Source organism: Streptomyces daliensis, from assembly GCF_054782395.1.
In genome coordinates, this window is sequence record NZ_BAAGSO010000122.1 from 1 (window position 1) to 16,970 (window position 16,970).

Below are 16,970 nucleotides of genomic sequence, written 5' to 3' on the forward strand. Positions count from 1 at the left end.
CGCTGTGGACCGGTGCCGTACCGGAGGGGCTCCGCCCCTGTCGGGGTAGCTGACGACGACGGCTCCACCACCGTGGTGCGCCCGCCCCCGGCACCGTGCCGGAGTGCTTCCGCCCCTGCTGCGGGCGGCGCCTGGTGACGACGGTGCCCCACTGTTGTGCGCCCGCCCTGTGCCGCACCGGAGGGGCCCAGCCCAGCCACCACCGTTGTGGGCAGGCGTTCCGCATGGCGAGGGGGCACCTCCCAGCGGTAGCTGGGGGAGGGTGGGCACAACCCACCCACCGGCCCGCAACACGCCAACGAAACCCCAAAGGGGCAACCGGATAGGCGCACCCCTTCACCGGGGGAGTTGCGCGGGACCGGTTCCCCCGTGAAGCGGGAACCGCAGGTTCCCACGCTGGGGTTGGTGCCGCCACACGGCAAGGGAGGCAGTCGCACCCCGCGAAGGGGGGTGGGCGTCAGCCGACCCGGAACCGGGCAGCGGGCCACCGGCGGGACGGGGACGGGGTGGGGTGTCCCCGCAGGTCGAGAAAGTCACCGGCCGAACGCCGAAAACGAAACCTTCACGCCGAGGAGACACCCCACCCCGGCACCGGACACCCCCCACCCACGCACCCACAACCCCAACAGAAACCCGGAATCACGCGGCGCCAGCCGCGACGCACCGGTCCACACGCCGCGCCGAAGCCACCCACCCGCACCCGGCAACGAAACCCCAAGGCGCAACCAGGGGCGCCCCCCACCGGGCGACGACGCCAAAACTGTTGTGGGCAAGCGTCCCGCTCGGCGGGACGGGTGGGCACAACCCGTGCCACCGGCCCGCCACACGCGAACGAACCCCCAAAGGGGCACCCACACCAGGCGCACCCCCACGAGAAACACGCACCCCGTGTGGCCTTCACCCCGCACCCCGTGAAGCGGCACAGCCCAGTGAAGGGGGAACCCTGCGTTTCATTAGCGGACCGCGCGGGCCAGATGGGTGGCCGCCGCGGCGCGGGGGGTGTTGTCCGGGTGGGCGCGTCGCACGGGGTGGACGGTGTTGGCCAGCAGGATCAGGAACGTGTCGGTGACGGGGTCGAGGACCAGGCTGGTCCCGGTGAACCCGGTGTGCCCCGCGGCCCGCCCCTCGCTCAGGGGCCCCGCCAGCTCCCCCATGAACCAGGGCTGGTCCACATGAAAGCCGAGCCCGGGCGGCGCCAGCAGCGTCGCGACGGAGGAGGGCGCGAGGATGCGCGCCGTGCCGTAGGCGCCCCCGGTCAGCAGGGTGCGGCACAGCACCGCGAGGTCGGCGGCCGTCGAGAACAGCCCGGCGTGCCCCGCGACCCCTCCGAGCGCGGCGGCGTTCTCGTCGTGGACGGTGCCGCGCAGCATGCCCCGGTCGGCCTTGGCCCAGGGCCGGCGCTGGTCCTCGGTCGCGGCGGCGCGCGCGGCGGGCACGGGCCCGTACCCGGTGTCGGCCATGCCGAGCGGCCCGGTGATGCCCTCCCGTACGAGCGAGGCGAGGCCCCGCCCTGTGAGGCGCTCCAGGATGTGCTGGAGGGCGATCAGGTTGAGGTCGGAGTAGCGGTAGACGCTGCCGGGGCGGGAGAGGAGGCGTTCCTCCCACAGCGGCGTGAGCAGTTCACCGCGCACGGCGCCGGAACCGGCCGCGGGCGCCGCCTGTGCGTGCTCGTAGAAGGGCAGCTCAGGGCGCAGCCCCGAGGTGTGGGTGAGCAGTTGCCGTACGGTCACCAGTTCCTTGCCCGCGGCGGCGAACTCCGGCACGTACCCGCCGACGGCGCGGTCCAGATCCAGGGCGCCGCGCTCGACCTGCTGCACCGTGGCGATGGCGGTGAAGAGCTTCGTCAGCGAGGCGAGGTCGAAGAGGGTGTCGGTGCGCGTGGGCTCCCAGTGCTTCTCGGGGAGTTCGACACCCGCCCCGGCCACGGGGTCCCAGGACGCGTACCGCACGGCCCAGCCGGTGGCGCGCTCGACGACCACGTAAGGCCCGCGCCCCGCGAGCACGACGGCGCCGGAGCACCAGCCGCGCGCGGGGAGCGCGTCCACCTCGTCGACGAGCGCGCTCAGCTCGAAGGCCGCCAGCCCCGCGCGCTCGGGGGAGGCGGCCCGTCTCAGTCTCGCGTGCGCCACGGCCTGCACAGTCCCACGAAGGCGACCGCCGCGAGCAGCAGCGCGCAGAGCTGCACGAGTGCCATGGGCACGGCGGTCTGCTCCCCGGCGATCCCGACGAGGGGCGAGGCGATGGCCCCGACGAGGAACTGCGAGGTCCCCAGCAGCGCGGAGGCCGAGCCCGCCGCGTGCGGGGCGCGCATCAGGCCCTGGGAGTTGGCGTTGGGCATCAGCAGACCCATGCCGGACATCAGAACACAGAGCCCGGCGGCGACGGGGAAAAGTCCGACCTTCCCGAAGACCCCCGTCGTCATCAGCAGCAGCGCGACCGCCGCGGCCCCCGTCACACACAGCGCGAAGCCGAGCACCCGGTCCAGGGAGACCCGGCCGACGAGGATCTTGCCGTTGATCTGGCCGCAGATGACCAGGCCGATGGAGTTGACCATGAACAGCAGGCTGAAGGTCTGCGGCGAGGCGCCGTAGATCTCCTGCATGACGAAGGGTGAAGCGGACACGTAGGCGAAGAGCGCGGCGAAGGCGAAGCCGCCGACCAGCAGATAGCCGGTGAAGACGCGGTCGGCGAAGAGGCCGCGCATGGTGCGCAGGGCTTCGGGGACGCCGCCCTTGTGCCGGTCGGCGGGCGCGAGCGTCTCGGGCAGCCAGCGCATCGCGACGAGCACGAGCAGCGCCCCGATGCCGGTGAGGATGAGGAAGACGCCGCGCCAGTCGGTGAAGCGCAGCACCTGGCCGCCGAGCACCGGGGCGAGGATGGGCGCGACGCCGGATATCAGCATCAGCGTGGAGAAGAAGCGGGCCATGGCGAGCCCGTCGAACATGTCGCGGACGACGGCGCGCGCGATAACGATGCCCGCCGATCCGGCCAGGCCCTGGACCAGCCGGAAGCCGGTGAGCGTGCCGATGGTGGGCGCGAAGGCGCAGGCCGCGCTCGCGACGACGTAGCAGCCCATGCCGATGAGCAGCGGGCGGCGGCGCCCGAACTGGTCGCTCATGGGCCCGACGACGAGCTGGCCGACGGCGAGCCCGAGCAGGCAGGCGGTGAGCGTGAGCTGGGCGCTCGCGGCCGGGGTGTGGAGTGCGGAGCTGACCTCGGGCAGTGCCGGGAGGTACATGTCCATCGACAGCGCGGGGAGCGCGGTGAGGCTGCCGAGTATGAGGGTCACCAGCAGGCCCGCGCGCTGACGGCGGGTGAGCTGGGGCTCGGGCCTGGGCTGGGACTGCGGCTGGGAGCGGGGATGGGGGACGGGAGCGGGGGTCGTGGCGGACAGGGCGGCCTCGCGGGTAGGGCCGGGGTCGGTCATGCACCTCTCCAGGAGATTGTTAACGGCAGACACATTCTCCCAGGGTTTCTGCCCCCGTCCCACACATTTGCCCGAAGCCGGGGTCCGGGGCGGTCAGGGCCCCCGCGAAACCCGACCGCCCCGGCCAGTGCTCACACGGCTCACACGGACTTCAGTCCGGGCTCCCCCGCCTTCGAGACGAACGAGGCGGCCGTGGTGACGGGCGCGCCGGGCGTCGTCACCGAGGAGACCGTGCGGTAGTCGGCGCGCAACTGCTGTGCGTCGAGTGTGAGGAGGACGTAGCCGCGCCGCCCGTTGTAGAACTTCAGGTGCGGGTTGGCCTTCATGAAGGTGCTCCAGTTGGCGGGCTTGTCCGCGCCGTTGCCGCCGCTGGCGATGGAGGTGGTGACGAGCTCGACGCCGAGGGTGCGCGAGGCGGTGTCGTCGAAGTCCTCCTTGATGTCGAGCGCGTAGTGGACGTGCACGTCACCCGTGAGCACGACCAGGTTCTCGACGCCCGCCGCGTTCAGCGCCTCCTTGAAGCGTTCGCGCGCCGCCGGGTAGCCGTCCCAGGCGTCCATGGAGAGCGGGTACGGGCTGGTGGTGCTGTTGCGGCGGCGGGAGAAGACGACCTGCTGCGGCACGATGTTCCATACCGCGCCCGACTCCTGCCAGCCCGCGGCGAGCCAGCGCTCCTGTGTGGTGCCGAGGAGGGTGCGCTCGGGCCGGTTGGTGTCGTCGGTTGGCACCTTCCAGCCGTCGCCGTTGGACTGGTTGTCGCGGTACTGGCGGCTGTCGAGGATGTCGAGTTGTGCCAGTTGTCCGTAGCGGAGGCGCCGGTAGAGCTGGAGGTCGGCGCCGTCGGGCTGCTGGGGCGGGCGCAGCGGCAGGTTCTCGTAGTACGCGCGGTAGGCGGCCGCGCGGCGGACGAGGAACTTCTCCGAGGAGGAGCCGTCCTCGGGGATGTCGTTGGCGTAGTTGTTCTCGACCTCGTGGTCGTCCCAGGTGCCGATCCACGGGTGGGCCGCGTGCGCGGCCTGGAGGTCGGGGTCCGTGTGGTAGAGGGCGTACCGCAGGCGGTAGTCCTCCAGTGTCGTCGTCTCCTTGTTGTACCGGGAGGGCAGCTTGAGGTCGGCGTCGTCGCGGTCGCCGCCCTTGGCGTCGACGGCGTACTCGTACAGGTAGTCGCCGAGGTGCAGCACCGCGTCGAGGTTCTCCTCCTCGGCGAGGTGCTTGTAGGCCGTGAAGTAGCCGTCGTGGTACGCCTGGCAGGACACGAGCGCGAAGCGCAGCGTGCCCGGGTCGGCGTCGGCGGCGGGCGCGGTGCGGGTGCGGCCGACGGGGCTGGTCCACTCGCCGACGGTGAAGCGGTAGTAGTACCGGGTGGCCGGTTCGAGGCCCTCGGGCACGACGTGCACCGCGTGGTTGAACTCCGGGTGCGCGGTGACGTCGCCGCTGGTCACGCCGCGTGTGAAGTTCTCGTCGAGGGCCAGTTCCCACGTGACGGTGACGGGTTCGACGGGCAGGCCGCTGCCCGAGACGTACGGTTCGGGTGCGAGCCGGGTCCACAGGACGACCGAGTCGGGAAGCGGATCTCCAGAGGCGACACCCAGTCTGAAGGGGTTCTTTTCGATTCTCATGGGATCGAGTGTCGTCACAGCGTGGGCGGTATTGGGAAGGTTCGTGCCGAGAGCGAGTGCGACGGCGGCACCCGTCGCGGTCACGAATCGCCGTCGCCCCAAGTGGCGGGCAGCGGCCCGCAGTTCACTGTCTGCGCTCAAAGGCTGCGTCATACATCCGAGTGCAGCGAGCGCGGTGGGCGAATCGCTGTCGGGTACGCGTCACGAACATGACCATCCGATGGCCGCGTGCCCGCGGTCGGGCATCACGTACTCTGCGCGCATGACGACAGAGGTCAACGGTTTGTTGAACGACGCGCGCTCCCCCAGGACCGCGCTGGTCACGGGCGCGGGCTCGGGCATCGGCCGCGCGGTGGCCCTGGCGCTGGCCGGGGCGGGCTGGCACGTCGCGCTGGCGGGCCGCAGGACGGGTGCGCTGGAGGAGACGGCGGGCCTGGCGGCGCGTACGGAGCGGACGGCGTCCGCGTCCTCGTCCACCTCTGTCGTACGGGCCGACGTGACCCGGCCCGACGAGGTCACCGCGCTCTTCGACGCCGTGCGCGAGCGCCACGGCCGTCTGGACCTCCTCTTCAACAACGCGGGCAGCTTCGGGCCCGCCGTGCCCGTCGACGAGCTGACGTACGAGGACTGGCGCGGCGTGGTCGACGTCAACCTCACCGGCGCCTTCCTCTGCGCCCAGGCCGCGTTCCGGACCATGAAGGAGCAGTCGCCCCAGGGCGGCCGGATCATCAACAACGGCTCGCTCTCAGCGCACGTGCCGCGCCCCCACTCCGTCGCGTACACGGCGACGAAGCACGCGCTGACCGGTCTGACCAAGTCCCTCTCCCTCGACGGGCGCCCGTACGGCATCGCCTGCGGCCAGCTCGACATCGGCAACGCCGCCACCGACATGACGGACCGCATGGGCAAGGGCATCCTCCAGGCCGACGGCACGACCGCGCCGGAACCGCTGATGGACACGGCGGACGTCGCCCGGACGGTGCTGCACATGGCGGAACTGCCACTGGGCGCGAACGTGCAGTTCGCGACGGTGATGGCGACGGCCATGCCGTACATCGGACGCGGCTAGCGCAGGTGTGGCCAGGTGCGGGGCCCGGCGAAGTCGCCGCACGACGAGGACCTGCCGCGAAAGCGCACTCGCGGAGATACAGAGCTGCGGAGGTGCCGCGCGCCCGGGACCGGCCGAAGGGTGCTCCGTCCGGCCCGGGCGGCGTGGACGGCGTGGGCTTACGGCTTGGCCGCGGGACGTGCGGACAGTTGCGGATACAGCAGGGCCGGGTCCTCGCCGAGCCGTGACTTCCACTGGGCCGTCCGCCCGTCGGCCAGCACTTCGAGGGACCCGGCCTCAAGGCCGTCCAGGGCCGCGCGGGCGATCGCGTCCGGGTCCGACTTCTCGTCCTCGATAGCGGCCATCATGTCGGTGTCGACGCTCGCCATGGCCAACGCCGTGACCTGGGTGCCCTGACCGGCGAGTTCGTACCGGATGCCGTTGGTCAGCGCCCAGGCCGCGGCCTTGGAAGCGCCGTAGCTGTTGGAGTGCTCGTACGCCATCCACGCCATGACGGACAGCACGTTCAGCACGGCACCGCCGCCATGGGCGCCCAGGACCGGCGCGAAGGCACGCACCATGCGCAGGGTGCCGAAGAAGTTGGTCTCCATCTCCAGCCGGATGTCCCGCTCCGCGCCGTCGGTGAGCCGGGCGAAGGTCGAGACCCCGGCGTTGTTGACGAGCAGTGTCGTGTCTCCGGCCGTGGCCGCGGCCCGGGCGACGGACGCGTCGTCGGTGACGTCCAGCTCCAGCGGGACGACGCCGGGAATCTCCGGAACGGTCTCAGGGCGGCGCGCTGCCGCGTAGATCTTCTTGACGCCCCTGTGCCGCAACTCGGTGACGAAGCTGTGCCCGATACCCCTGTTCGCGCCTGTGACCAGCGCGATCTCATCTCGAATGTTCACGCTCGCTACGCTAGAACCTCACGTCGACGTGAGGGTCAAGTGCGGTAAGGGAGAAAAGTGGCGATGAAGATCGGAGAGCTGGCTCAGCGGGCCGGTGTGAGCGTGCGCGCGCTGCGCTACTACGAGGAGCAGGGTTTGCTGAGCCCCGAGCGCACACCGTCGGGGCAGCGCCGCTACACCGAGGAGACCGTCGAGGTGGTGCGCCTGTTCCAGCGGTTCTACGCGGCAGGGCTCAGCAGCCGCGCCATCGCGGCACTGCTGCCCTGTGTGAACAACGGCAGCCCCAGCGCCGCACAGCGCCGCATGCTCGGCGTCGAACGCGACCGCCTCGCGGCGAGAGTCGAGGAGATGGCCCACACCCTTCACCGGCTCGACCAGCTCATCACCGCCGCCGCCACCACCGCCACCACCGCCGACCACCACAGCGGAGCGGCCCGTCACCCCCTGCCGTAGCCGCCGCGCACCCGCACCCGGAAAATGGCCCGGCTGGCCGCATACGACGAGGGGGTACGGACACCGATGAGCGAGCCGTCGCCGGTGAACTTCGGCAACTACCAGAACGACATCTACCTCAACGGCCTCGACGGGCACCTGCCGCCGTTCACCACCGACCTGACCGCGCTCGGTGCCTCCGCGCGCGAGCGGCTCGACCCCGGCGCGTTCGGCTACGTCGCCGGGGCGGCGGGCTCGGGCGCCACCCACCGCGCCAACCGCGAGGCGTTCGAGCGCCACCGCCTCGTCCCGCGCATGCTGCGCGACGCGACGGCCCGCGACCTGCGCACCCGCGTCCTGGGCACGGACATGCCAGCACCGGTGCTGCTGGCCCCGGTGGGCGTCCAGTCGATCGTGCACCCCGACGGCGAGCTGGCCACCGCGCGGGCAGCGGCCTCCCTCGGCGTCCCGATGGTGCTCTCGACGGCCTCCTCGTACACCGTCGAGCAGGTGGCCGAGGCGAACGGCCCGGACGCGCCGCGCTGGTTCCAGCTCTACTGGCCGAACGACGACGACGTCTGCCTCAGCATCCTCGACCGCGCCCGCCGCGCGGGCTTCACCACCCTCGTCGTCACTCTCGACACCTGGACCCTCGCCTGGCGGCCCCAGGACCTCGACCAGTCCTACCTCCCCTTCATCCGGGGCGTCGGCACGGCCATCCCCTTCTCCGACCCCGCCTTCCGCGCCGGGCTCGCGCAGCCGCCCGAGGAGGACCTGATCGCGGCGGTGCTGCGCTGGGTGCCGATGTTCACGGGCACGGACAGGTCGTGGGAGCGGCTGTCCTTCCTGCGGGAGCACTGGGACGGGCCGATCGCGGTCAAGGGCGTCCAGCACCCGGACGACGCACGCCGCGCCGTGGACGCGGGCATGGACGGGGTGATCGTCTCCAACCACGGTGGCCGCCAGGTCGACGGCGCCGCCGCGTCCCTCGACATGCTGCCCGAGGTGGCCGAGGCCGTCGGCGACCGTACGGAGGTGCTCTTCGACTCCGGCGTCCGCACCGGCTCCGACGTCCTCAAGGCCCTCGCCCTGGGCGCGCGGGCCGTGCTCGTCGGCCGCCCGTACGCGTACGGGCTGGCGCACGGCGGCGAGGAGGGGGTGCGGCACGTGCTGCGCAGCCTGCTCGCCGACCTGGACCTCACCCTGGGTCTTTCGGGTCACCGGACGCCGGGCGAACTGTCCCCTGACTCGCTGCGCCATCGGCCCTCCTGACCCGCTGGCCCGCCCGGGCGGCGGCCCGCCTGAGCAGCAGCCCTGCCGCCGCGGCGAGGAAGTAGATCTGGATGCCGTAGACGGCGCTGGGGACGGCCATCTCGGTGCTGTCGAGCAGGGCGGGGCTCAGCGCGATGGTGAGGGAGAGGGTGGTGTTGTGCATGCCGATCTCCATGCAGCAGGCGACGGCCTGCCGGTGCCCGGCGCTCACCAGGCGCGCCGCCGCGTAGCCCGTCGCGAGCGAGACCGCGCCGAAGACGGCGACGGCGAGGCCGACGGCGGCGAGGTAACCGCCGATGTTCTCCGCCTCCGCCGCGACGGCGCCCAGGATGATCCCCGCGACGATCACCAGCGAGACGGCCTTCACGGGGCGCTCGGCGGCATCGGCGAAGCGGGGGCGCCTGGCCCGCACGTACATGCCGGTCGCGACCGGCACCAGCACGAGCAGGAACACCTGCGCCGTCTTCTCGAACCGCAGCCCGACCGTGCCGGTGCCGGTTCCTTCGCCGCCGGGCGCGAAGTGGTCCAGCCCGAGGTTGACGACGACGGGCAGCGTGAACACGGCGAGCACCGAGTTGACGGCGGTGAGCGTGATGTTGAGGGCGACATCGCCGCCGAAGAGGTGGCTGAAGAGGTTCGCCATGGTGCCGCCGGGCGAGGCGGCGAGCAGCAGCATGCCGACGGCGAGCGCGGGCGCGAGCCCGAGGACGCTCACGAGCCCGAAGCACACGAGGGGCAGCAGCACGAGCTGGCAGGCCAGCGCGGCGACGACGGTACGCGGGTACTCCCGTACGCGCCGGAAGTCGGCGACGGTGAGGCTGAGCCCGAGCCCGAGCATCACGACGGCGAGCACGGCGGGGAGCAGGACGGTCACGAAGGGCGAGTCCACGGGGTCAGGGTGGAGGCACGGGGGTCAGGAGTCCACATCCGTGCGGGGTCGCTTCGCGCTGTGCGGTGCGCCGGTACGGGGACGCTGCGCGCTGGGCGGTTCGCCGGTACGGGGTGTGTCCGGGGGCGCCCTTGTCCGGGGCCGCGTGGCCAGGGCGGGTGGTCCTGGTCCGGGGGCCTTGTCCAGGAGCCTTGTCCGGGGCGGCCCGGCGTGGGTGATCGCGCCCGGGGCCCGCGGGTAGGATGGACGGCACGGCGGACGAGCCGGCCGGGCGGTCGCGTCGGGGTCCCAGGATCCCGCCGAGGAACGTCCGGGCTCCACAGAGCAGGATGGTGGGTAACGCCCACCCGGGGTGACCCGCGGGACAGTGCCACAGAAAACAGACCGCCGGGGCCGCGAGGCTCCCGGTAAGGGTGAAACGGTGGTGTAAGAGACCACCAGCGCCCAGGGTGACCTGGGCGGCTAGGTAAACCCCATCCGGAGCAAGGTCAAGAGGGGCCGTCGGCTGACGGCCCTGCGCGGATGTCCGAGGGCTGCTCGCCCGAGTCCGCGGGTAGACCGCACGAGGCCGGTGGCAACACCGGCCCTAGATGGATGGCCGCCTCCCCCGGCGCCGCGAGGCTCCGGGGAGACAGAACCCGGCGTACATGGCCGACTCGTCCGCCCCACCTCACGTGGTGATTCGCGCGGGGCAGCTCTCCGGGCGTCCGGGGTCACCCGATGGTTGCGGAGCCGACTCCGGGACACTGACGGTTCGTGCCCGTCTCCTGGTGGTTCGGTGCGGGCTCGCCCGGCTCCACTGACACTCCGGCCCCGCAGTAGGAGCAGTTCGAGTAGCCGCATTCGTACGGGTCGGATCGTCCGTGCATGAGCGCCTCCTGCGTGAAGAGGACTCGTCCCCCAGGTCACACCAGCAGCATGTGGATCTTCGCGCCGCTGTGGAACTCGACACCGAGTCCGGCGTTCTGGCTCTTCTCGCCATACGCGTAGACGCACGCCAGCTCCGGATGTGCGGTGCCCGCGAGCACGGCCGCGAGATACTCCGCGGTCTGCCGGTCACGGCCCCCGCCGGGCGTGGGGCGCGGCTCGACCGGAGCCGGAGGAGTGCCCTCGACCGGGGTCGCCTCGGGCTGCCCCATGTCCTCGCCAGGCGTACGGACCCGGGTGATCGCGTGCCGGACCGTCCGCCCGGCCACCGTCAGCTCGATACCGTGCGGACGCCTGGTGCCGTCCTCCCACAGCTCGGCGGACGCGATCTCGGGAGCTGCGCGGTAGGCGTCGAGAGCCATGGCCTGGAACCGGTCAATGCGCATTTATGACTCTTTCTCATGTGTCGGCGGCGCCCTCAATCTAGGGGGCGTGCGGGGGCGCATCCGGTCTCCGCAGGGACCAGGCCGCTGTGTGTCCGGGCCCCGGGCGCGGGGGCCGGGCGCCATCACCCACGTCGGGACACGGCCCCTCCCCTGGACCGCTGCCGACGGTTCTCCAAGGGACGGGCGTCTTTACGGGGTCACGGTGGTGGTGCTCAGTCGGGTAGCCGGGGCGCATTGCTGTGCCCCGGCCCCCTCAGAACCGGACGTGCGAGTCGTCCCCGCATCCGGCTCAAGCAGACCCAAGGGCTGCTCAGGATGGGTCTGCATGTGCGGCCCTCCCGTGATCTCCAGCGTGGTACTGGCGATGACAGTCGGCGTGTACAAGGCGGAGGTTGGCTCGCGTGTCCGGCCCGCCGTCCCGCCGGTGGATGAAGTGGTGTTTATGCAGCAACTTCATCGATGCCGCGAACCAGGAAGCCCATTCATGCGGACTGTCCGGCTCGTATTCGGCTCCGGAGATCAGCGCCTGTTTGCACAGGGGGCAGATCCCCCTTTGGCGGGCGGCAAGGGTGATCGACATCTTGTCGAAGGTCGACGGCAGCTTGCCTCGTTTTCGGCGGGTCGCCCAGTAGTTCGTCAGGGCAGGGTCATCGGGCGAGTTGCGCCCCTTGACCATGACGTGCCTGTCGATTCTGGTCCAGGCGAATTTGAATAGATAGAGGCCGGACTCCCGATCTCCGAATACCCATCTGTCGCGCCTGGTCGAGTTGAACCTGCCGAGGTACCGGGAGACTACCCAGGTACTCGACTTCCTCGGATGTGTATGCCTTGCCCACTTGTATGTGAGCACCCACATATAGTGGTCCAGCGCGCCGTAGACGTTGCTGGACACCACGGTCCGGTAGTACGTGGCCCATCCCTTAATGATCGGGTTGAGCCTCTTCACCACCGCTTTCGCGTTCGCGCCTCGCAGCGCGAGCATCTCCGTGCGGAGGCGTTCCCGGACCTTCATCACGGCGTGCCTGCTCGGCTTGATCAGCAGTTTTCCCCGATAGCGCCGGATACTGAATCCGAGGAAGTCGAATCCTTCTTCAAGGTGGACGATTCTCGTCTTGTCCTCGTTGAAGGAGAGACCTCTCGGACGCATCCACTGTGTCAGGTTGTCCCTGACACGCCGCGCTTCCTCTTCGCTGTGGCAGAACACCGCGAAGTCGTCCGCGTAGCGCACCGGGACAGGGCACCTCTTCGGGGTCTTTCCATTCTTGTCGACCCGATGCCCGACCGCTTCTTCCATACCGTGCAGAGCAATGTTCAGCAGTAGGGGGCTGATCACTCCGCCCTGGGGGGCTCCCTCCGGGGTCGGAGCGAATCGACCGGCCTCCATCACTCCCGCTGCCAGCCAGCCCCGGACTGCTTCCCTGGCAGGGAAGTTGCCGAGGCTTTCCAGCACGTGGTGGTGGGCAACGCGGTCGAATGCCGCCGTCAGATCCGCATCGAGGACCCACAGCCGCCGTGCCTTGTGCTGGCCGGTGACGGTGAAGATCTGCTCGATGGCGTCATGACAGCCCCGGCCTGGGCGAAAGCCGTAGCTTCGCGCCTCGAACCGGGCCTCCCATTCGGGCTCCAGCGCATTCTTGACACGGGCTTGGCGAATCCGGTCGCGGATGACTGGAATTCCCAATGGGCGCTGCTTCCCGTTTTCCTTGGGGATGTACACGCGCCGAACCGGCTGAGCTTTACCAGGAATCCGCTCCGCAGAGATCTGAGCGGCCACCCTTCCCCGTTCATGCGGGGTGAGGATGACCTCCTGGTCAATTCCTGCCGTTCGACGGCCTTGGCTCTGCTGCGTTACCCTCCTGACGCTCACCAGCGTGTTGGAGTGGGAGTACAGCATGAGCTTTTGCAGATTGCGAACCTTCTTGAGGTCGCCTTCCTGAGTTGCCGCGAATATTCGCTGCCTCAGTCGCCTTACCGACGCTTCGACCCTGGCCCAGTCGATGCTGTGCCACGCCTGTGCGTAGTCCTCCGGTCCGTTCGCCGAAATCGGCATCCAACTTGTCCTTTGGTTCGGGCTTCCTTACCGCGTCCTCCGCAGGCCCACCTGATCCGCGTGGGCTCCCTTTCGGGCCGGGCACAAGTCCCGTATCCGACGGGTTGTTTGAGGCGGTCGAGAAAGCCGCCCTGATTCCCCTGGGCTTTCGCCCTGTCGGCATTCGCTTCTCGGATCATCCTGTCCCGCTGGAGAGTTAAGCCATTGTTACCTCCGGCTTACCGGCTCCTGCCGGACTCCAACGGGGTTTCCACGTTCCGCTCCGCCAAGATGCGGCTGGGGTGGGCTCCCTCTTAACCCCGGGGCCGCGGTGTCCTCTCCCCGGCTTCGGAAGACCGGAGATCGCTTGGTGTTTCTCATCACCAGGCCCTGTAGTCGCCGATTGCAACGCCATCGACGCGACTTAGGAGGTCACGAGGCTTCATCAAGGGTTCATTTGCAGTCGGGTAGGCCGCCGGCGAGGTGCCTGCTTGTCAGGTCCTTTTCCGACGGCCCCCCGCCGAACGGTACGTGCGACTTTGATCGCATACCGCTCTCCAGTGACTACTTGAGGGGAACAACTGTGAGTCGCCCGGCATGCGTACTCTCATGGCAGGAGCGGCAGACCACGAGGGTCTTCCGTCGCCGTTTTGCCATGGTCTTTACCCATGCAGGCTTTTCTCTACGTCCTGGCTTGTTCAGGTCTGCGAGCTTGCGGATGTGGTGGACCTCCAATCTCCTGGCAGATCCGCATAGTTCGCAGCTCCCGGCAAGGAGCCTGTGGATTAGCTCATTTCCTTGTGTCGTCGCCAAGACGGGAGCCCGGTCAATGGGCTTCGCCTCTACTTTCCGCTTCAGCGGGATCCCTCCGAACCACGCGACCAGCGGTTCCTTCCCCTCGCCACGTTCAACCACTGTACGGAAACACACTCTTGGCCCTTCATCGGTCTGCATAACGGCCTTGTACTTACGGGCTGTTGCGGAAACCGTGGCACGGTGCTTTGAAGCCAGGGTTTTCAGAAGCGAGGTTTCCATGACCCACCGCAGCCTGCTGAGGCGGTAGACGTTGGAGGCCAGAAGGTAGTACTGGATCACACCTCGATACTCGGCCTGGTATTTGCTGATGATCGTGAAATCCTGATCGTTCAGCATCTGAGGCCGATGTGCGGGTTCACCCCGCCGCATGTACAAGGCGCTTCTCCGCGTGATCGCTTCCTCGGGGACACGCAGTCCGATGACACCGTTGACCGATCTCCGACCACGGGTGATTCGGTCATTGCTGTGCTGCACCACGATGTCGTAACCGAGGAAGCGGGCCCTCCCTGTTCGAGCATGGGTAATCAGAGTCTTTTCCTCGGATAGCTCCAGCTTCAGTCCCGAGCGTAGGAACTTGCCAAGGGACTCCTTGATCTCCACGGCCTCGGACTTGGGGCCGCTGAAACCGAGAAGGATATCGTCTGCGTACCGGACGTAACGCAACCTGCGGTAGTCAGGGTCATTCGGATCCTGACTGGGCAATGCGCGGCGTACCTGCGATAGCGCACGAACCGATTTCTTGTCCCCGCGTTTCCGCGCCCGTAGGAGTGCGTTCTCTGCCCTCTTGTACTCAGGGTTGGTCCTCCGTAGACGACCTCGGTTATATTGCGGTAGTAGCTGAGTTTCGACGAACTGATCGAGTCGGTCGAGGTAGATGTTGGAGAGGATGGGGCTTGCCACCCCGCCTTGTGGCGCACCGCTCAGCGTGGCGTTCCACCTCCAGTCCTCCAGATACCCCGCCGTGAGCATATTGCTCACCAGCCGAAGGAACCGGCCATCGTGGATCTTCTCGCCCAGAGTCTCGATCATGACCTGATGGTCAAGCCGATCGAAGCATTGAGTGATATCACCCTCGATAAACCAGCTCACACCCTGCCAGTTATCCGCTATCTCGCGCAGTGCGGTATGGCATCCTCGGCCGGTCCGGAATCCGTGGGAACGTTCGGAGAACTGTACATCATAGTACGCGTTAAGCAACATGCGAACTACCTCAGCCAGTAACTTATCCTACCATCCAGGCAGCCCTAACGGCCTCCGCTTCCCGTTCTGCTTGGGGATATACGTCCGCCGAACAGGAGCCCACCGATACCGCTCAGATCGAACGGCGTCGATGATGCTCTCGATCTTTTCCAAGGACATGCCATCCACGGTCTCTCCCGTGACACCCGGTGTCATCGCACCCGCATTTGAGTACAACTTCCGGTAAGCCAGCAGGTAGAGTTCTGGATTGAACAGCTGTCGATACAGTCGCTCCAGCGGCATGCCTCTTCTGCCGCGCTCACGAATAACCTCTAAGACGGTTTCGGCGTTCTGCATTACGCATCCCTCGCACGTCCGGAAGGTCCTGTCACCTGCGCCACTTTGCCCTGTGTCCGGCTTTCCCGGACTCCCCGGCAGGTCGTTAATCCTGCGACTACTATTGGCGCTCCGTCACCATGGGGCTCGCACCCTTTAGGTGATCCCGCGGTACGTCTCTGTTGTACGTCCGAGCACGACTTAGGCAACCCACTCATCTCCTTGACTGCCCTCACTGGGCATCACCCGCTCCACGGAAGTTGCATCAGCAGGCGAACGATACTGACGCATGGAGCGGCACCGATTACAGACGTCTTTCCGGTGGGCGCGGACATTCACCGATCGGAGATTAGGTTTCAAGCAATCCAGCTTTTGCCTTATCGTACGGGCCCCACAGCGCCCCGCTTCGACGTCTTCGCGCGGTCGCTGCTTTCCTGACATGCTGCTGTCCCCTTCATCTTTCGATTCCAGGTTAGTCATTGGACCCAGGAACACTCTTCCAAGTTCTTCCCGATTGAATCGGGGATACAACAGAGCGCCTCACGGCGCACTTAGCCCGTCCAGCCTTCCCCTTCACCTGTTGCCGCCCGATGGCGCGGGCCGCTCTTGGGCTTTTCGACTCGGCTTCACACCCCGCCGTTGCCAGCGACGCATGCGAGCCTGGGGACAAACCTTGGACACTGGTTTGAGGCGATCTACATCATCCTTCCTCCCTCTGGCAGATCGCCCGCTTGTGCGAAGCGACTTCGTGTCGCACTCCGAACGCCTCGGCGGGAAGATGTCCGTCACGTCCGCCTCGGCCGAAGGCGGCGGCAAGCGCGGCCGGGTCGGTGAGCTTGCCGGTACCGTCGGGGCGCTCCAGCCAGCACATGCCCTGTGCCCCGTGTTGCGGTGACGGGCACAGCAGTGGCCAGCCCCTCTCGTGGAGTGTCAGCCGGTGGAGGTCGGTGAGGTGTTCGTGTGCGTCGGGTGGGACCAGCCACCAGGCCCGTTCCGTCTCGGGGTGGGCGAGCACGGGGCCGAGCCGGGCCGTGCGGGAGAGGGGTTCCATCGCGCGGACGCTGTGCAGCAGGTCCGCCTCGGCCACCGCCCACGCGGGCGGGGCGGGGATGCGGGCCAGCTCCTCCCGCGCCCAGGCCGCGAAGACCGTGTCCGGTGCGGGTGAGCAGCGGGCGAGCCAGTGCGCACCGTCGGGTCCGGTCATGACACGTGACCGGGTGCGCGTGCGGCGGCCACTGCGGTGGCCAGCCGGGCCGAATCGTTCAGCGGTGGGACCGCGCAGAACCGTGGGGGTACGTCCCAGCGCACGGGGTGCGCGGTCGCGGTGGTGCTGCCGGGCAGGCCGATGCGGCAGCCGTCGCCCAGCGCCTGGGTGCCGGGCTCGGTCCAGGTCTCGGCCGTCCCGAGCGGTGCGAGGAAGTACCAGCGGGGCGTGGCGGAGCGGGTCGCCACGGCGATCGGACCGCACGGGCCCGCCCCGGCCTTCAGCCGCCCGGCGACGGCGCCGCCGAGGTCACCGTCGATGGCGATCGCGTCCCACCACACCCCGGCATCGACACCGGCGAGTTCATCGTCCAAGGGCAGCCAGGCGGGACGGACCCGCAGCCCCGCTGCCGGGGGCGTAACCACGTCCATGACCAGGACCGTAGGGAGCGGCATTGCGACTCGTCAGAGCGATTGCACGGGATTGCTTATCCAGGATGAG

12 protein-coding genes, 1 other RNA gene and 1 pseudogene are annotated in these 16,970 nt (G+C 68.8%); 4 read left to right on the top strand and 10 right to left on the bottom strand.

Going from position 1 to position 16,970, the window contains the following annotated elements:
* Nucleotides 1–953: 953 nt before the first annotated feature.
* From ACYVOO_RS35100 to ACYVOO_RS35110, 3 genes are all read right to left on the bottom strand, one after another.
* Nucleotides 954–2,138, bottom strand: a complete 1,185-nt coding sequence (locus ACYVOO_RS35100; protein WP_461019774.1) for a serine hydrolase domain-containing protein — start codon at nt 2,136–2,138, stop codon at nt 954–956.
* Nucleotides 2,111–3,427, bottom strand: coding sequence for a multidrug effflux MFS transporter (locus ACYVOO_RS35105; RefSeq protein WP_461019775.1), 1,317 nt, complete (start codon nt 3,425–3,427; stop codon nt 2,111–2,113). Before ACYVOO_RS35105 ends, ACYVOO_RS35100 begins: the two co-directional genes overlap by 28 nt.
* 140 nt (nt 3,428–3,567) lie before the next feature.
* Complete coding sequence (locus tag ACYVOO_RS35110) at nt 3,568–5,199, bottom strand: alkaline phosphatase D family protein (protein ID WP_461019776.1); 1,632 nt, start codon at nt 5,197–5,199, stop codon at nt 3,568–3,570.
* 109 nt (nt 5,200–5,308) lie between these two features.
* On the opposite strand from ACYVOO_RS35110, the gene ACYVOO_RS35115 reads away from it, so the two are divergent.
* Nucleotides 5,309–6,115, top strand: coding sequence for an SDR family oxidoreductase (locus ACYVOO_RS35115; protein WP_461019777.1), 807 nt, complete (start codon nt 5,309–5,311; stop codon nt 6,113–6,115).
* Nucleotides 6,116–6,273: 158 nt separating this feature from the next.
* Here the strand turns inward: ACYVOO_RS35115 and ACYVOO_RS35120 are convergent, their stop codons facing one another.
* Nucleotides 6,274–6,999 (bottom strand): SDR family oxidoreductase, encoded by a 726-nt coding sequence (locus ACYVOO_RS35120; RefSeq protein ID WP_461019778.1) that lies wholly within the window; start codon nt 6,997–6,999, stop codon nt 6,274–6,276.
* 63 nt (nt 7,000–7,062) lie between these two features.
* Here ACYVOO_RS35120 and ACYVOO_RS35125 point away from each other — a divergent pair, with 63 nt between their 5' ends.
* On the top strand, nt 7,063–7,452 hold the full coding sequence (locus ACYVOO_RS35125) for a MerR family transcriptional regulator (protein ID WP_461019779.1): 390 nt from the start codon (nt 7,063–7,065) through the stop codon (nt 7,450–7,452).
* A 66-nt stretch (nt 7,453–7,518) separates the two neighbouring features.
* Entirely contained in the window at nt 7,519–8,703 is a 1,185-nt protein-coding gene (locus ACYVOO_RS35130) for a lactate 2-monooxygenase (RefSeq protein WP_461019780.1), read from the top strand.
* Here the strand turns inward: ACYVOO_RS35130 and ACYVOO_RS35135 are convergent.
* Nucleotides 8,630–9,592: a bile acid:sodium symporter family protein gene (locus tag ACYVOO_RS35135; RefSeq protein WP_461019781.1), complete on the bottom strand. Its 963-nt coding sequence runs from the start codon at nt 9,590–9,592 to the stop codon at nt 8,630–8,632. The two genes, ACYVOO_RS35130 and ACYVOO_RS35135, sit on opposite strands and share 74 nt — an antisense overlap.
* A gap of 259 nt (nt 9,593–9,851) precedes the next feature.
* Here ACYVOO_RS35135 and rnpB point away from each other — a divergent pair.
* Nucleotides 9,852–10,255, top strand: an RNA gene (rnpB, locus tag ACYVOO_RS35140) — RNase P RNA component class A.
* 242 nt (nt 10,256–10,497) lie between these two features.
* Here the strand turns inward: rnpB and ACYVOO_RS35145 are convergent.
* The 5 genes and pseudogenes from ACYVOO_RS35145 to ACYVOO_RS35165 all read right to left on the bottom strand — a co-directional run bounded on the left by ACYVOO_RS35145 (nt 10,498) and on the right by ACYVOO_RS35165 (nt 16,900).
* A complete protein-coding gene (locus ACYVOO_RS35145; protein ID WP_461019782.1) occupies nt 10,498–10,905 on the bottom strand; it encodes a hypothetical protein in 408 nt (135 codons plus the stop codon).
* A gap of 310 nt (nt 10,906–11,215) precedes the next feature.
* Complete coding sequence (gene ltrA, locus ACYVOO_RS35150; RefSeq protein WP_461019783.1) at nt 11,216–12,955, bottom strand: group II intron reverse transcriptase/maturase; 1,740 nt, start codon at nt 12,953–12,955, stop codon at nt 11,216–11,218.
* 543 nt (nt 12,956–13,498) lie between these two features.
* Nucleotides 13,499–15,286, bottom strand: a pseudogene (locus ACYVOO_RS35155) (reverse transcriptase/maturase family protein).
* A 679-nt stretch (nt 15,287–15,965) separates the two neighbouring features.
* Entirely contained in the window at nt 15,966–16,469 is a 504-nt protein-coding gene (locus tag ACYVOO_RS35160) for a hypothetical protein (RefSeq protein WP_461019784.1), read from the bottom strand.
* Nucleotides 16,466–16,900 carry a hypothetical protein gene (locus ACYVOO_RS35165; RefSeq protein WP_461019785.1) on the bottom strand — a complete coding sequence of 145 codons (435 nt, stop codon included), beginning with the start codon at nt 16,898–16,900 and terminating at the stop codon, nt 16,466–16,468. The genes ACYVOO_RS35160 and ACYVOO_RS35165 overlap by 4 nt, the downstream gene beginning before the upstream one ends.
* Nucleotides 16,901–16,970 lie beyond the last annotated feature (70 nt).

What these genes read in the sequence shown, in the direction of transcription:
- ACYVOO_RS35105 (WP_461019775.1), bottom strand. Translation starts at nt 3,427, where the DNA reads ATGACCGACCCCGGCCCTACCCGCGAGGCCGCCCTGTCCGCCACGACC.
- ACYVOO_RS35110 (WP_461019776.1), bottom strand. Translation starts at nt 5,199, where the DNA reads ATGACGCAGCCTTTGAGCGCAGACAGTGAACTGCGGGCCGCTGCCCGC.
- ACYVOO_RS35115 (WP_461019777.1), top strand. Translation starts at nt 5,309, where the DNA reads ATGACGACAGAGGTCAACGGTTTGTTGAACGACGCGCGCTCCCCCAGG.
- ACYVOO_RS35125 (WP_461019779.1), top strand. Translation starts at nt 7,063, where the DNA reads ATGAAGATCGGAGAGCTGGCTCAGCGGGCCGGTGTGAGCGTGCGCGCG.
- ACYVOO_RS35130 (WP_461019780.1), top strand. Translation starts at nt 7,519, where the DNA reads ATGAGCGAGCCGTCGCCGGTGAACTTCGGCAACTACCAGAACGACATC.
- ACYVOO_RS35145 (WP_461019782.1), bottom strand. Translation starts at nt 10,905, where the DNA reads ATGCGCATTGACCGGTTCCAGGCCATGGCTCTCGACGCCTACCGCGCA.
- ltrA (WP_461019783.1), bottom strand. Translation starts at nt 12,955, where the DNA reads ATGCCGATTTCGGCGAACGGACCGGAGGACTACGCACAGGCGTGGCAC.
- ACYVOO_RS35160 (WP_461019784.1), bottom strand. Translation starts at nt 16,469, where the DNA reads ATGACCGGACCCGACGGTGCGCACTGGCTCGCCCGCTGCTCACCCGCA.
- ACYVOO_RS35165 (WP_461019785.1), bottom strand. Translation starts at nt 16,900, where the DNA reads ATGGACGTGGTTACGCCCCCGGCAGCGGGGCTGCGGGTCCGTCCCGCC.